The organism is Streptomyces sp. NBC_00637 (genome assembly GCF_045161545.1).
In the GTDB taxonomy this organism is placed as follows: Bacteria; Actinomycetota; Actinomycetes; order Streptomycetales; family Streptomycetaceae; genus Streptomyces.
In genome coordinates this window covers 4,068,333-4,083,197 of the sequence record NZ_CP109046.1, presented here as the reverse complement: position 1 = coordinate 4,083,197, position 14,865 = coordinate 4,068,333, and the positions used below count along the sequence as shown (strand labels likewise).

The 14,865-nt window shown below is 72.4% G+C and carries 14 protein-coding genes and 1 pseudogene; 7 read left to right on the top strand and 8 right to left on the bottom strand.

The window, feature by feature from the left end; all coding sequences use genetic code 11:
- Window positions 1-124: 124 nt before the first annotated feature.
- A complete protein-coding gene (locus tag OG440_RS17815) occupies window positions 125-829 on the top strand; it encodes a DUF6445 family protein (RefSeq protein ID WP_406007812.1) in 705 nt (234 codons plus the stop codon).
- A 4-nt stretch (window positions 830-833) separates the two neighbouring features.
- On the opposite strand, the gene OG440_RS17810 is transcribed toward OG440_RS17815, so the two are convergent.
- Window positions 834-1,715, bottom strand: coding sequence for a hypothetical protein (locus OG440_RS17810; protein WP_406007811.1), 882 nt, complete (start codon window positions 1,713-1,715; stop codon window positions 834-836).
- A gap of 92 nt (window positions 1,716-1,807) precedes the next feature.
- Window positions 1,808-2,350, bottom strand: a complete 543-nt coding sequence (locus OG440_RS17805) for an FxLYD domain-containing protein (RefSeq protein WP_406007810.1) — start codon at window positions 2,348-2,350, stop codon at window positions 1,808-1,810.
- A 217-nt stretch (window positions 2,351-2,567) separates the two neighbouring features.
- Between OG440_RS17805 and OG440_RS17800 the strand changes: the two genes are divergently transcribed.
- Window positions 2,568-3,056 (top strand): hypothetical protein, encoded by a 489-nt coding sequence (locus tag OG440_RS17800; RefSeq protein ID WP_406007809.1) that lies wholly within the window; start codon window positions 2,568-2,570, stop codon window positions 3,054-3,056.
- Here the strand turns inward: OG440_RS17800 and OG440_RS17795 are convergent.
- The 3 genes and pseudogenes from OG440_RS17795 to OG440_RS17785 all read right to left on the bottom strand — a co-directional run.
- Entirely contained in the window at window positions 3,016-3,951 is a 936-nt protein-coding gene (locus OG440_RS17795) for a M23 family metallopeptidase (protein ID WP_406007808.1), read from the bottom strand. The two genes, OG440_RS17800 and OG440_RS17795, sit on opposite strands and share 41 nt — an antisense overlap.
- 62 nt (window positions 3,952-4,013) lie before the next feature.
- Entirely contained in the window at window positions 4,014-5,006 is a 993-nt protein-coding gene (locus OG440_RS17790) for a glycoside hydrolase family 26 protein (RefSeq protein ID WP_406007807.1), read from the bottom strand.
- A gap of 4 nt (window positions 5,007-5,010) precedes the next feature.
- Window positions 5,011-5,148: pseudogene (locus tag OG440_RS17785) on the bottom strand (GNAT family N-acetyltransferase); the annotation flags it as partial.
- Between the two features lie 125 nt (window positions 5,149-5,273).
- On the opposite strand from OG440_RS17785, the gene OG440_RS17780 reads away from it, so the two are divergent.
- The 5 genes from OG440_RS17780 to OG440_RS17760 all read left to right on the top strand — a co-directional run bounded on the left by OG440_RS17780 (window position 5,274) and on the right by OG440_RS17760 (window position 11,654).
- Window positions 5,274-6,176: a hypothetical protein gene (locus tag OG440_RS17780; protein WP_406007806.1), complete on the top strand. Its 903-nt coding sequence runs from the start codon at window positions 5,274-5,276 to the stop codon at window positions 6,174-6,176.
- Between the two features lie 167 nt (window positions 6,177-6,343).
- Window positions 6,344-8,056, top strand: coding sequence for a lysyl oxidase family protein (locus tag OG440_RS17775; protein ID WP_406007805.1), 1,713 nt, complete (start codon window positions 6,344-6,346; stop codon window positions 8,054-8,056).
- A gap of 556 nt (window positions 8,057-8,612) precedes the next feature.
- The gene (locus tag OG440_RS17770; protein WP_406007804.1) at window positions 8,613-9,905 is read left to right on the top strand and encodes an LCP family protein; all 1,293 of its coding nucleotides are present in this window, start codon (window positions 8,613-8,615) and stop codon (window positions 9,903-9,905) included.
- 426 nt (window positions 9,906-10,331) lie between these two features.
- Window positions 10,332-10,700 carry a DoxX family protein gene (locus tag OG440_RS17765; RefSeq protein ID WP_406007803.1) on the top strand — a complete coding sequence of 123 codons (369 nt, stop codon included), beginning with the start codon at window positions 10,332-10,334 and terminating at the stop codon, window positions 10,698-10,700.
- Window positions 10,701-10,730: 30 nt separating this feature from the next.
- Window positions 10,731-11,654, top strand: a complete 924-nt coding sequence (locus OG440_RS17760; protein ID WP_406007802.1) for an RNA polymerase sigma-70 factor — start codon at window positions 10,731-10,733, stop codon at window positions 11,652-11,654.
- 81 nt (window positions 11,655-11,735) lie between these two features.
- On the opposite strand, the gene OG440_RS17755 is transcribed toward OG440_RS17760, so the two are convergent.
- From OG440_RS17755 to OG440_RS17745, 3 genes are all read right to left on the bottom strand, one after another.
- Window positions 11,736-12,320 carry a hypothetical protein gene (locus OG440_RS17755; RefSeq protein WP_406007801.1) on the bottom strand — a complete coding sequence of 195 codons (585 nt, stop codon included), beginning with the start codon at window positions 12,318-12,320 and terminating at the stop codon, window positions 11,736-11,738.
- 312 nt (window positions 12,321-12,632) lie between these two features.
- On the bottom strand, window positions 12,633-14,288 hold the full coding sequence (locus tag OG440_RS17750) for an NADase-type glycan-binding domain-containing protein (protein WP_406007800.1): 1,656 nt from the start codon (window positions 14,286-14,288) through the stop codon (window positions 12,633-12,635).
- Window positions 14,285-14,854 (bottom strand): phage tail protein, encoded by a 570-nt coding sequence (locus tag OG440_RS17745; protein WP_406007799.1) that lies wholly within the window; start codon window positions 14,852-14,854, stop codon window positions 14,285-14,287. The genes OG440_RS17750 and OG440_RS17745 overlap by 4 nt, the downstream gene beginning before the upstream one ends.
- Window positions 14,855-14,865: the final 11 nt, after the last annotated feature.

Sequence of the window (14,865 nt, the reverse complement as noted above, 5' to 3'; positions counted from 1 at the left end):
GTCGCGCCGGGCTGCGGTGGTTGGCGAGCCGTTGACCGGCGCGGCGAAATGTTGACCACTTCGCGGAGGAGTGCGGACGATCGGGAGGGCGAGTCATGAGGATCCCCCGACCTAGATTCGCCGCATGTCCATGCCACAGCGGCCCCACCAGCCCGTACGGGCTGCCGCCACGCTCCCCGTGCTCCCCTACCGCAAGCCCACCAGGGGCCGCGACTACTGGGTGATCGACGACGTCTTCCCCGAGGCAGACATCGCCGCGATCCGGGAGCGCTGCCTCGCCAAGGACGACTGGGTCAGGGGACACCCGTACACCTCGGAGAGCTGGCCCGGCCTGCGCGCCATGCCCGGCCTCGAACCCGGTGAACTCGGGCGCGTGGAAAGGCTGGTGAGGAAGGCGACCGGCGCACCGAAGCTGTGGGTGCAGCGGGCGCCCGGCGGCGGGACGCTCAACCACAACTGCATACAGGTGGTGGGGGCGGGCGAGAGCACTCCCCGGCCGCACTCCGACTCACGGGCGCTGTGCCGGTACGCGGCCGTGCTGTACCTCAACCCGGAGGTCCCCGAGGACTGCGGCACCAGCTTCTACCGGCAGTCCCTGCCCGGCGGCCGGCTCGGCGGCAACGTCGTCCAGGCCCCGCACCACAACCTCGTCGAGGCGCTCGGCACCCGGTTCGTCGCGCCGGACGCCTTCGAGGAGGACGTACGGGTGCCGCACAGGTACAACCGGCTGCTCCTCTACAGCGCCAACCTCGTGCACAGCGCGACCGGTTACTCCGGTACGACCCTGGCGGAGAAGCGGATGACGTCCGTCTTCTTCTGGATGGCCTGAGTCCCTATCGCCGGTGCCGCCGCCACAGCCACACCGCGCCCGTGCCCACCGATCCCGCGGTCAGCGCGATGCCCAGGACCGGCCAGTTGCCGCCCGCGATGCGCAGGTCGGCGACGAGCACGCCGACGACCAGCCCCACCGGCACCAGGAGGGACAGCAGCGCGCGGCCCGCGCCGGCGAGGGACGCCGGGTCGGGGCGGCGCGGGCGGGGCGGTGCTGCCGCGTCGTCGTCCGCCCCGGCCTGCGGGAAGTAGAAGCGGACGGCCCGGTCGTGGAGCCGGGTGGTGGCCCGGTCGTAGGAGTTCGCCATGTAGGGCAGCCAGACGAGCGGGGCGGCCAGGCCGACGACGATCACGGCGGCGAGCAGCAGCCAGCGCGCGGCCTGCACCGAGCGGCGGGGACGGCCGCCGGGGCCGGCCGGGGTGAGGAGGCCGAGCAGGCGGGCCATGCGCACGGTGAGGGTCCACAGGGCGGCCGGGTGGCCTCGCCGACGCGCGGGGCCGGCGGACTTCGAGGGGCTTGCGGGGCCTGTGAGGTCTTGGCTTTCGGGGTCGGGGTCGGGGTCGTCGGGGGTGTCGACGGTGTACGCCGTCAGGCCGGTGCGGGCGGCGGGGACGTCGTCGTACACCCCTTGCAGCACCAGGAGTTCGGCCGCACGATCCCGCTCCGTAGGATTCCGGCCGGTCAGCGCCGCCAGCTCCAGGATCGTGCGGGTCTGGCGGAGCAGGGCGGCACAGAACGCGACCGGGATGAGCACGAGGAACGGGCCGCCCACGAACGCGCCCTCGGTGACCGTGGCGCGGCGGCCCCGGGAGAGCAACAGGGCTCGTGTGGGCGGGGGTTGGGTCGAGGTCGTGCGGTACGCGACCGGGCCCAGGTGGCGCACCGCGAAGAGGGCCAGATGCTCGGGGAGGCGGTGTGGGTCGGTGACGATCTCCCGCAGCAGCCGGCCCGCGACGGACGTCTCCGTGGTCGGCGTCAGTACCGCACCGCCCGGGCCACCTCCGCCTTCACCTGGCCGGACAGCGTGCGGTTGCTGCGGGCCGTCTCCTTGCCGGTCTTGCCCGCGGCCACGTCGGAGACGGTGGTGACGACCGTGTCGAGCCGGTTGCCGGAGGAGTCCGTGAAGTCGACCTGGACGGCGAACGACCTCGACTTGTCGGTGGTGTTGGAGACGGTCACCTCGACGGTGGCCCGCCCGTCCTGATCCGTGTCCGGGGTGCCGAGCTTCACGTCGGACTTCACGTCGACGCCGTCCTTGATCTCGCCGAGCTCGCGGCCCGCCTTCGCCGTCGCCGAAGCGAGCGCCGACGACGCCCCGGAAGCGAGGTCCGAGGCGAAGCCGGAGGCGAGGGAGGACGCGGCCGCCGTGGCTTCCCTGCCCAGCGACTCGGCCGCCGAGGCGGCCTTGCTGGCCGCGGACGACACCGACGAGGGGGTGTCTTCGTCCGAGCAGCCGGTGAGCACGGTGGCGCAGCAGATCGCCGCCACGGTCAGCAGCACGCCCTTGGTGCGTGGCATCTTGTCTCCTCCTGAGGGGTCCGCGGGCCTTCCTCCAGTGAAGGGGCGGTCCCGTCCGTCCGCATGCCGGGTCACCCGTACGGCGCACCCCCGTGGTGACGGGCCTCGTCCGGACGGAGGGTCGGTGGAGCGCACCGGCGCACACCGGTGAGCACGACCAGTGCCGACGAGCACCACCGAGCACCGACGAGCACCGACACAGAGACGGGGCAGCGCCATGAGCGATCAGCCGCACTCCCAGCCGTCACAGGGCCCCCGGGTGTGGGACCCGTCCCATCAGGGCACCGGCACGCCGGGCCCGGCCGTACCCCCGCCGGCCCAAGGGGGGCTGGTCGCCGGAGGGGTCGTGTTCGGCGGCGTGCTCATGTTCGTGAGCGGCTTCCTCGCCGTGTTCCAGGGCATCGCGGCGATCGCGAAGGACGACGTCTACGCCCGGGTCGGCTCCTACGTCTACGAGATGAACCTCACCGGCTGGGGCTGGGTCCTGGTCGTCGTGGGCATCGTGGCCGTGGTGACGGGCTATGGGCTGCTCAGCGGGGGCGAGTGGGCCGGCTGGGCCCGGATCAGCGGCCTCGCGCTGGCCTCCCTGAGCCTGATCCTCCAGTTCCTGTTCCTGCCGTACGCGCCGTTCTGGGCGGTCGTCCAGATCGCCATCGACGTGTTCGTCATCTGGGCGCTGGCCGCCTACCGCCCCCGGCAGGCGTAGTACCTCCCCCGCTCACCGCCCGCGCCCAGGGCGTCGCGGTCGCCCCGGTGACCTGGACGTCCTTGCGGCGCAGCCAGGGCAGCGGCGCTACCGCGGATCCGACGTACGGGGTGATCCGCACCTCGAAGTGCAGGTGCGGGCCGGTGACGTTGCCGGTCGCGCCGGACAGGCCGATGCGCTGACCGGCCGTCACACGGCCGCCCTTGCGTACGTCGATGCGCGACAGGTGGGCGTACTGCGTGAAGTAGCCGTCGCGGTGGCGGATCACGACCTGGTTGCCGAAGCCGTCGCCGCAGGTGGTGGCGCGGACGGTGCCGGAGCCGACGGCGTACACGGGGGTACCGGAGTCCACGGCGAAGTCCTGGCCGGTGTGCCGGTGGGCCCAGCGGGAGCCCTTGGCGGCGTAGCCCGCGGACAGCCAGTAGCGGCGGGTCGGTGCCGTCCAGGGTTGGCCGCTCCGCTCCGGCGGGCGGCTGCGGTCCCCGAACGGACAGCGGCTGTCCCGCCCGGACGGATCGACGGCGACCGGATCGCCGGAGTTGCGCCCGGTGCTCCACAGCAGGTCCCACAGCCCGGAGCGGAGGGCCTGACGGCGGCGTTCGGCGTCCTTGACCTCGGTGGGGGAGGCGTCCGACTCGCGCAGCCGGTCGACCTGCTCGCGGGCCCGCTCGTGCGCGCGGACGGCCCGGGCGGCCTCCTTGCGGAACCCGTCGCCCTCGGCTCCGGCGGGCACGGCGGCGAGCGCGAGCAGCAGGAGGGCCGGGAGAAGGGCAAGGAGGAGGGCCGGGAGGAGGGCCGGCAGGGCGGCCCAGGTCGAGGCTCCGGTCGTGGCCGTGGTCGTGGCATGGAGGCGGGCCCACGTTCGTGGGAGGCGCGCGTGGTGTTCTCGTCCCATCGTGTGATCATCGGACCGGTGGGGCGGCCGCGAACGGCACCCGGCCCGCGTGGCGGCCGGGTTCAGCCGAACGGCCCCCCGACCAGCGACCGGTACACGGCCGACGACCTCGGATTGCCGGAGCACCGCCACACGCCGTGCGGGCAGTAGTCGCTGATGGTCTGGTACAGCGGCCGGTGCTCGGCGAACCAGGTGAGCATGCCCCGCACGTACTCCGGGTTGTCGCCGTTACGGAACAGCCCCCACTCCGGATACGAGACCGGCTTGCCGTGCGCCCGCGCGAACCGCACCTGCGCGGCGAGGCCGTACGGCTCGTCGACCTGCTCCTCGAAGGACATGCCGTGCGGCTGGTCGTAGGCGTCCATGCCGATCACGTCGACGAACCGGTCGCCCGGATAGCACGCGGTCCACGGGACGGCGTCCGCCCCGCGACTGGGCGTGAACTCGAACCGGAACCGCTGCCCGCCGTCCACGGACCGCATGGCGACGACGATCCGCGCCCAGTACCGCTTCCAGGCCTGCGGGTCGGGCCCGCACCGATGGGTGTAGGTGATCCCGTTCATCTCCCACCCCACCACCAGCACGGCGTCGGGCACCCCGAGCGCGACCAGCCGCCGGGCCAGCGCCCGGAAGTGCCCGTCGTAGTCCCCCCGCGCGCCCCTGCGCAGCTCGTCGCGCACGACCCGGTCGGGCACATGCTCCTCGGTGCCCTCCAGCATCGGCACGTTGAGCACGAACATCCGGTCGGCGCGCTCCTGCCGCCACCGCGCCCAGTACTCCAGATACCCCGGCGCCCCCTCGATGTTGCTCCACCGGTCCCCCGGCAGATACGCGTGCCCGACCCGGGGCACGGCCGCCCCGAGCCACCCGTCCAGCTCCGCGATCCGCCGTACACCGGCGTCGTCGTACCCGACGTACGCGCCGAAGGCCCCGGGCGGCGCGCCGACCCCCCGCCCGACCGGAACGGAGGCGGGCCCGGCGAGCAGGACACAGGCGACGAGAAGCGCGGTCAGCGGAGCCCGGAGGGCGCGCAGGGAGCGAAGGAGGCGGAACACCGGCTCATGATGGACGGAAACGGGGCCGGGGACGGGGCTCGCGCACCAGGAACACGTCTACCGGGTCCTCGTGTTCGAACGTGAAGCCGTGCCGTTCGTAAAGCCGGCGGCCCGGATTGCCCCGGAGGACGTCGATACGCAGGCGCGGGGCGCGGACGCCACGGCCGGAAGCGGCAACCTGCTCGCGCCCCGGCGGCAACCACTGGTCGAACGATCGCGGAACCCGCGAAGGCAAGTGAATCCCGTACCCCACACGAGGAGTTCACCATGCGCACCCACCCGCCACGGCCCCCCGCCCGGCATCCGGCACGGCGCCCCGCACGGCCCCTCGCCCGACTGCTCACCGTCCTCGCGGCACTCGCCGCCCTCCTCTTCCACGCGACCGGCGTCGCGGCCCCCCGAGCCGCTGCCGCCGACGAGTGGAACCCGCCCGCCGACCTGGTCCAGCCCCTGAACGAGGTCTGGAACCACGTCTCGACGACCTACCCCGACCTCTACGGCTTCCGCAACTACGGCTGGGACCAGGTCATGGCCAACAAGGGCAGCATCAACTACTGCGTCCGCTGGGAGTCCGACGCCCCCGTCAGCACCGCCCTGCGCGACCAGATCCACGCGGCCCTGAAGAAGCAGTTCGCCAAGTGGATGGCGGCACAGCTGGAGAACGGCCGCGCCTACGACAACTGGCCCTACACCACCGTCCCGGTCAACATCGTCGGCTGGGCGGTGAAGAACCGCGCCACCCTCCAGTGGACCGACAACTCCGTGGACATCTACTCCGGCGTCCTCGACGACGCCGGCGCCCCCCAGTGCGCCCCCGACTGCGGCCGCTTCTTCCACCAGGACGCCAACTACTCCAAGTGCCCCGGCGGCACCGCCCGCCACTACGACCAGTCCCTCTGGCTCACCAAGGGCTTCCAGGGCGGCGCCGGCGGCGACTGGGGCCAGCGCGTCGGCCAGGAGTACTTCACCGGCGTCCTGAACCAGGAGAACATCCACATCTACCTGCACGAAGTCGGCCACACCTTCGGCCTCGACGACTTCTACGACTGGACCCCGACCGGCCAGTGCTGCTTCCTCATGAACGCGGGCAGCGCCACCCAGATCACCGAATTCGACAAGTGGATGCTGCGGGACTTCTGGCGCCACCTGAAACCCCGCTACAACCTCTGACGTTCTTCGGCCGGCCCGGCCCAACAGGCAACCCTGGCACGCCTTTTACCTCTCTCACAGGTAGCTCGAAGCTCTGGCCGGGTCCGTGGGGACGTATCGGTCCCGGCTGGAGATCCGGGCTGTCCAGTCCGATGCCACTGACCATGGCACTCGCAGACGAGGAACCGATGACCAGATCGCAACACCGCAAGGGAATCAAGCGCGGGGCGTTCGCCGCCGGGGCCGCGCTCACCGTCGTGGCCGCCGTCGCCGGGTCCGCACCCGGCGCCGGGGCCGCGCCCGCGAGCCCGGCCGGAACGCCGAAGCTCAAGCTCGTCGCCGCGTCGAAGGCCGTGACCGCCGACCGGTACGAGGGGAACGCCGGGGTCTACCTCGACCTCGGTACGTACGTCACCGTCGACAACGCTCCGCTGGAGCTGAAGGTGACCCGTAAGTCGTACAAGGACCCGATCGTCGCCCAGCAGATCCTGCGCAACGGGTCGAAGGTGACGACGAAGACGCTGCCCGCCGGGCTCGTCAAGGACTTCGGCGGCCTCCCGGACTTCCTGGAGGTCTCCATCAAGAACGCGGCCGGGGTGGAGGTACAGAAGAGCAAGAGCAACTTCTGCCTGAACAACGCCTCCGGCCGGCTGCGCCCGGACGCCCCGGCCACCTCGCACTATCCCGAGAGCTGCTCCACCAACCCCTTCACACTCGGCTCGGTGTGGGGCGTGGAGAAGGGCTGGGCGGCCAACACCTCCGCCTTCGACTACGACAGGCCGCTGGACCTGGCCGCGGGCGAGTACACCGTCAAGGTGGCGGTGGCGAAGAAGTACCGCGACCTGTTCGGGATCCCCGACGACCGGCCGACGATCGCGCTGACCGTCCGGGAGATCAGTGACGGCGAGGAAGGCGGAACAGGGGGCGGCGGGGCCGGCCTCACCCGTTCCGGTGCCCACGGCGCGTCGCACGACATGGCGGGCATGGAAGGCATGGCGAGCATGGCCGGCATGGCGGGCGGGCATCACTACGGCCCCCGGGGCGCCGACGCCCCCACGCCCTCCGCGCTCTCGCACGCCCTGGAGGCCCGCGGTCTCGCCCACCACCTGGGCGACGGCGCCGGTCACACCGACGGCTCCCGGGTCGCGCCCGCGCTGAAGGCCGCCACCGCCCGGCCCACCGGCCGGGCCGGCGCGCCGGCCAACGTGCCCAAGCCGGACCTGCGTTCGCTGCCGGCCTGGGACATCGCGGTCACCGACGGCGAGGACGGCGACGTGGCCGGCAAGGACTACCTCGCCTTCAGCGCCAACGTCTGGAACGCCGGCCCCGCGCCGCTCGTCGTGGACGGCTTCCGCAAGCCGGGCGCGGACCTGATGGACTCGTACCAGTACTTCTACGACGCCAAGGGCAAGCAGGTCGGGTACGCGCCCGCCGGCACCATGGAGTGGGACCCGCGCATCGGTCACGAGCACTGGCACTTCACCGACTTCGCCAGCTACCGGCTGCTCGCCGCCGACCAGAAGGAGATCGTCAAGAGCGGCAAGGAGGCGTTCTGCCTCGCCAACACCGACGCCATCGACTACACGGTGAAGAACGCCAACTGGCACCCGAACAACACCGACCTGTCGACCGCCTGCGGTCAGCAGAACTCGATCTCCGTGCGGGAGGTCCTCGACGTCGGTTCCGGTGACACGTACACCCAGTACCGTCCCGGCCAGTCCTTCGACATCACCGGCCTGCCGAACGGCACCTACTACATCCAGGTCGTCGCCAACCCGGCGAACCGCCTCCAGGAGACCAACACCAAGAACAACGTCTCGCTGCGCAAGGTCGTCCTGGGCGGCACCGAGGGCGCCCGCACGGTGTCCGTCCCGCCGGTGGACCTGGTCAACGCCCCCTGATCGAACGGAGCGTTGGCGGCTCGCCTGCCGGGTTGAAGGGTGTCATGCGGCCCTTCACCACGCTCCCGGGTGCCGCCGCCGACGCCCATGACCGGCCGCCGTACCGCGTCCCCCTGCCCCGGCCCGCCCGAGCGGGCCGGGCGCGTGGGTGGTCGACGTACTGCTGCCCTGGTCCGCGCCGAGGCCGGAGGCCGAACGGACGGCGGGATCGCCCGCGCCGACGTTCGGGCGGCCCCCGTGTCCTCGGGGGCAACCCTGAGGCGGCTCTGTGAGTCTCCTGAGTCATCTGTGCTTTCGGGACGTATTCCTGCACGCGTGTAGGGTTCCGACGTTCGGCGGCGACCAACGCCGACGATCCGAGCACGGTGTACGGGGTGAAACAGCCGAGGCGGAGGGGCGAGCGCCGGTGAGCGGGACGAGGAGGCGCGGACGTACTCCGGTGGAGGCGGCCGGCCACGGCGGCACGGGCAGGACGGGCGGACCCGTCGGCAGGACGGGCGGGGCCGGCAGGACGCGGCTCACTCGGCGGGGGCGGATCCTCGTGTGGGGCGCGGGCGTGACGTCCGTGGTCGTCCTCGGGGTGGGCGGTGTCGGGGCCTGGGTCTACAACGACCTGAACAACAACATCAACTCCGCCGACGTGGACGACAAGCTGGGCGAGAACCGGCCCGAGAACCTCAGCCCCGGCTCGAAGAACATCATGATCGTCGGATCCGACAGCCGTGACGGCGCCAACGCCAAGTACGGCAAGGACCTGACCACCATGCAGTCCGACACGCTGATGGTGCTGCACATCCCGGCCGACCGTGAATGGGCCACGGTGGTGTCCTTCCCGCGCGATTCGTGGGTGGAGATACCCAGCTGTCAGAAGGGCGACGGCAGTTCGTCCTCCCCCCACCACTTCAAGATCAACGAAGCCTTCGCGCTCGGCGGCAGCAACGGCAAGGTCGGCGAGGCCGCCGCGTGCAGCATCAAGACCGTCGAGGCCAACACCGGTCTGCGCATCGACCACTTCATGTCGGTCGACTTCTCCGGCTTCAAGGGCATGGTCGACGCGCTGGAAGGCATCGAGGTCTGCCCCAAGGAGGCCATCCACGACGAGAAGGCCCACCTGGACCTGGACGCCGGCTGTCAGACCGTCAAGGGCGAGAAGGCGCTCGGCTACGTGCGGGCCCGCTACGCCGTCGGGGACGGTTCCGACATCGGACGCATCGGACGCCAGCAGGAGTTCATGGACGCCTTGGCCAAGAAAGCCAAGTCCAAGCTCACCAGCGCCGACGCGATGTACGGCTTCCTCCAGTCGATCACCAAGTCGCTCACCACCGACCCCGACATGGCGGGCATCAAGCCCCTCTACGGGCTCGCCGACGAGCTCAAGGGGATACCGAGCGACCGGCTGAGTTTCCTCACCGTGCCCAACTACGGGCGGGAGGCGGACCAGCCCACCGACAAGGCCAACGTGGTCTGGCAGTACCCGCAGGCAGCCGACCTGTTCACCTCCCTGGCCAAGGACAAGGAGGTCACCAAGCCGCAGTTGGAGGCGGCGAAGAAGAACGTGGTGTACGCCTCCACCGTGCGGGTCCAGGTCCTCAACGGCACCGGGGTCTCCGGACGCGCCGCCGCCGTCGCGGAGAAGCTGAAGGACGCCGGCTACACCGTCACCGGCACGGGCAACGCCCCCGCGACGGTGACCAGGACGACCGTCACCTATCCGACGGGCCTCGACAGTCAGGCCGCCGTCCTCGCCTCCCGGTTGCCGGGCCGCAAGGCCACCGCCGACGCCTCGGCCGCCCCGGGCGTCGTCACCCTCGTCGTCGGACCGGAACTGAAGGTCGGCGACGTCGCCTGACGCGGCGTCCGGCCTGACGATGTACACGGTCAAGAACACCCCGGAGATGGGGTAGGCTGGATCTTGAGCCGGTCACCGGGAAAGCGAAACGGTGAACGTCCTCTGCGTTGGTCGTCCAAGGAAAGATGCCCCGCTTCCTGCGGGGAGATGCAGGTGCAAGGCCTGCCCGGCGCTCCATGCGAAAGAGTCCCATCCCGTGTCACACGGGGTGGGACTCTTTCGTTCTCCGCGCCGGGGCATGAGCCTCGCCCTCGCCGACCGGGCGCCGGACGACCTGCGTCGGCTCGCCCCCCGGTCCACCGCCTCGTCGACGACTTCGTCACGCACGCGGAGTCGTACGTTCGCCGGGCGCGGATGTCACAGGCGCAGGCCCCTGTCTCGTCCCAGGAAGCACGGGAAGGACAAGCCTCGATCAAGGAGTGCACGATGGACCTCGCGCTGTGGATCACCGCCGGGCTGCTGGCCGCCCTGGCCCTGGCCGGTGGCGTCACCAAGACGTTCGTGCGCAAGGAGACGCCGGCCGCGTTCCACGGCGGGGGATGGACCGCCGACGTCGGCGCCCCCTTCGTCAAGACCCTCGGCATCCTGGAGCTGCTGGCCGCGGCCGGCCTGATCCTGCCCGCCGCGCTCGGTATCGCGCCGATTCCGGTGCCGGTGACCACCGTCTGCTGGATCTTGCTCATGGCCGGCGCGATGATGGCACACGGCCGCCTGGGCGAGTACGGACTGGTGGTGCTCAACCTGGTCTATCTCGCCTGCGCGGCCTTCGTCGCCGTCGGCCGTTTCGGCCGCTGACCGCGCGGATGACGTCAAGGAGGAGTCGGCATGGGCAGGACCGAGGAGTTCCAGGAACTGCGACCGCTGCTGTTCTCGATCGCCTACCGGATCCTCGGCAGTGTCGGCGAGGCCGAGGACGCCGTCCAGGAGACCTGGCTGCGCTTCGAGACCTCCCCCACCTCACCCGTGTCGACCAAGGCCTACCTCTCGGCCGTGGTGACCCGGCTCTCCATCGACGTGCTGCGCTCGGCCCGCGTCCGGCGGGAGCAGTACGTCGGGCAGTGGCTCCCCGAACCGCTGCTCAGCGACCCCTACCAGGATCCGGCCCGGTCGGCGGAGCTGGCGGACTCGGTGTCGGTGGCGGCGCTGCTGCTGCTCGAACGGCTCAGCCCGCTCGAGCGGGCGGTCTTCGTGCTGCGGGAGGTGTTCGCGTTCGGGTTCCCCGAGGTCGCGGCGGCCGTGGGGCGTTCGGAGGCGGCGTGCCGCCAGCTCGCGGTGCGGGCCCGGCGCCACATGGCCGAGGGCCGGCCCCGCTTCGCGGCGGACCGCCGAGAGCGGGAGGAGCTGGCGTCCGGGTTCTTCGACGCGCTTCGCGAAGGCGACGTCGCCGGCCTCCAGAAACTGCTCGCCGCCGACGTGGCGATGGTCGGCGACGGCGGCGGCAAGGCCCCGCAGCTGGCCAGGGCCGTCGTGGGCGCCGGGAACGTGGCCCGCGTGCTTGCCGCCGCCTCCGTCCTGGTGACCCGGATCGACGTGACGTTCGAGCCGCACGAGATCAACGGCCAGCCCGGCGCGATCTACCGGGACCGGGACGGCAAGGTCCTCCAGACCCTGGTGCTCGACGTGGTCGACGGGCGTATCCAGGCGGTCCGCCTGGTGCTCAACCCCGACAAGCTCGGGCACCTGGGCCCGCTGGCGGACGTCTGGGCGGTCGACCGCGAGGCGAGGGAGGCGCGCCGGTCCGCGCGGTGAGGACAGGGCCCGGGCCACGGTCGGCCCGATCCGCTCGGGCGGGTCGGGGCCTCGGTCGGCCCGGGCGGACCCGGGCCACGGTCAGCTCGGGCTGAGGGCCGCCGTCAGGCGTGCGGCGGGGGCAGGGGTGGGGGCGGTGCTCCGCCGGGGACGGGCGATCGTCGTCGCCCTGATCGGGCTGATGGGGCTGATCGGACTGGCCGCCTTGGCCGCCTTGGCCGCCTTGGTCGTGCCGGTCGTGCCGGGCGTCTTCGGCGTCGCCGTCCCGTGGGCGGCGCCGGTCGCCGCGAAGACGAAGACGCGCAGGATCACGAAGCGGCCTGTGCCCGCGAGGCCCGACGCCGAGAGGTAGACGAGCTGCTCGGTGAGCATGCCGGGGGCGGACACGATCGCGTGCAGGGCGAGCACCGCCCCGGAGGTCGCCGCGTAGGCGGCCGCCGCCGAACCCGCCGACTGCCAGTGCCGGCGCAAGCCCGCGCGGCCGCCGGTGCGGAAGGTGTACCGGGCGTGCAGCTCGGTGCACAGCACGGTCGAGGCGAGGGTGATCAGCGCGTTCGACAGGGCCCACGGCATCAGCGCCGCCAGCAGCGGGACGGCGAGGCTGGAGAGGACTCCGGTGCCGCCGCCGAAGGCCACGAAGCGGGCGAAGGAGGTCAGCGACTTCACGGCGGTTCCCTTCCACGGCGTCCACAGCGGTGAACTAGTTTGCTTAACTCAGGCAACTATAAATAGCTTGCTTGACTTACGCAAGTACATGTCCGAGAGGAAGGGCCCCAGGTGATCGAGGAGGCGTCCCTCCCGATCACCCAGGGCCCTGAAACCACCGGGTCAGGCCACTGGACCGTCAGCCGTGAGCCGTCAGCCGTCAGCCGTCAGCCGTCAGCCGTCAGCCGTCAGCCGTCAGCCGTCAGCCGTGCGTGACGGCAGGCCGTCAGCCGCAGGGCCGTCAGGCCGTCAGGCCGTCAGGCCGTCACGTCATCACGTCGCGTTCGCGCTGGACGGACCGAAGAACTCGATCTCCGCTATCGACACCTGCTTGCTCCCGGAGGCCATGTACGACGACTCGATCGTGAAGCGGACCTTCGTGACCTCGCCCACGCGGAAGGCACGTCGCTGGCCCCCCGCGCTCTGGTCCAGGGTGATCTCCCTGGTCGTCGTCTTGCCGTCCTTCAAGGTGATCGTCGCCTTGATGCGGTGCGGGAGGGCCGACTGGTTGAGCTGGTCGGGGCGGACCGACGTGCCCGAGGTGATGATCAGGTCGAGCAGGCGGGTCGGCTCGTCGAAGCGGGCCTCGATCCACTCGCCCTCGCCCGACTGGGAGACACCGGGACCCCACCAGCTGTTGTTGATCTTGTCGAAGGCCAGCTCCGGCTTGTGGCCCGGGTAGGAGCGCGAGGCCGCGAACGAGTCGGGGGCGACCGGGGCCCGCTTGGCGAAGTGGTCGCGGGTGGCCTGGATCGCGGCCGGTGTGTTCACCCCCGCGATGATCAGCAGGGTGAGGACGAGCGCCGCCACCACCCAGCTGAGGATGCGGTCGAACGTGCGGCGCAGACGCGGGCGGTCGCCTGCCCAGGGGGTCGCGCCGTTGCGGTTGAACAGGCGGCGCCACCAGGGGAGGCGGAGGGAGGAGCGGTCCTCCAGCGTCATCGGCATCGCGCAGCGGACGCAGAAGTGCCGGTCGGGGTTGGTGGGCGTGGCGCACCAGGGGCAGGCGACGCCGAACGGCTCGCCCTGGACCTGACCGGGCGCGCGTACCTGCGGCCGGTCCGCGACCGGCCTGCCCGGCAGGACCGGGGCCACGGACGGGGGCGCGGCGGGGCGGGGCTCCGCGTCGGCGACGGGGACCAGGAGGGAGCGGGCCCGGGCGGCCATCGTGTCGCCGAGGGCGGGAGCGGGGGCGTGCGCCGCCGGTACGGGGGTGGTGGGGGCGGTCCCGTCGGCTACGGGTGCGTGCGCGGGGGTCGGTGCCGTGCCCGACGGAGCGGCGGTGCCGTCTTCCGGCGGGATGACCGGCAGGGGAGTTTCCGTGGTGTCCTCGTCGTCCGGGTCGTGGTCGTCGGTGGCCGGCGCGGCGGCCTGGGGTGTGGTCTCGGGCGTGGCGCGGGGCGCGGCGGGTGCCGGCGCGCTCGCCACCGCCGTACCGGAGGCGGCGGGTGTGGGGGCGGGGACGGGTGCGGGAGCGGAGGGAGCGGTGGTGGCCGGACGGGAGACCGCGACCGCTTCCGGCCCCGCGGCGCCCGACGGCTCCCGCGCACCCTCCGCGGAGCGGTACCCGGCCCCGGAGTCGGCACCCCCGGCCCCGGCCCCGGCGCCGGCCGCCGCCCCGGACGGGTAAGGGGATCCGGCCCCGGAACCGGACCCGGAGCCCGTTCCCGGGCCGATGCCGGAGCCCGCAGCGGACCCGGAGTCCGACCCGGACCCGGTACCGGGGGTCGACCCCGAGCCCGAACCCGCCCCGGAGGCAGGGCCTGCCCCGGCGCCCTCGCTCGACCCGGAGCCCGAGCCCGGGGCGGTGCCCGTGGCGGGGCGGGCCGGGGGGCGGTCCGTCCAGCTCAGTACGGCGCCGCAGGCGTCGCAGAACGACTGGCCGGGCTCGGCCCGCGTGCCGCACTCGGCGCAGTTCTGGGTGGTCATCTCTCCGGGGTCCTTTCGGCGGCGGTCAGGGCGGCGGTCACCTTGACCGTGTACGGCATGTGGGCGGGGCGGGCGGCGGCCACCAGGGTGTCCAGGCGGTGCTCGTCCGACGGGCCGGGGTCGGGCAGGCGGACCGTGACGTGCAGGTGCGGCCGGGGGTCGCCGGGGACCGGGCCGAGCGGCCGGGCGCTCCAGTCGGCGCCGCCGCTCTCGGAGATCTCCGGCTCCACACCGAAGGCCAGCCGGACCGTCTCCGACAGGCCGCGCCGGGTGCCGCGCACCCGGTGCAGGTAGGCGGCCGCCGCGACCGCGGCCCGCAGCCTCGCGTCCGGTTCCGTGCCGTCGGTCTCCGCGCCGACCCAGCCCGCCAGCCAGCGCGTGAAGTCGACCGGGGCGAGTGCCGGGTCGAAGTACGCGGGCAGGCAGTCGAGGACGTTGAGGATGGGGGCCATCACCTCGTCCAGACCCCCCACGAAGCGCTGTGCCAGGTCGTCGTCGGCGAAGACGGCCGGAAGCATCGCGCCGATCGGCACGGAGGAGCCGAGTCCGTCCACAGAGCCCCTCAACGCCCCGCTCC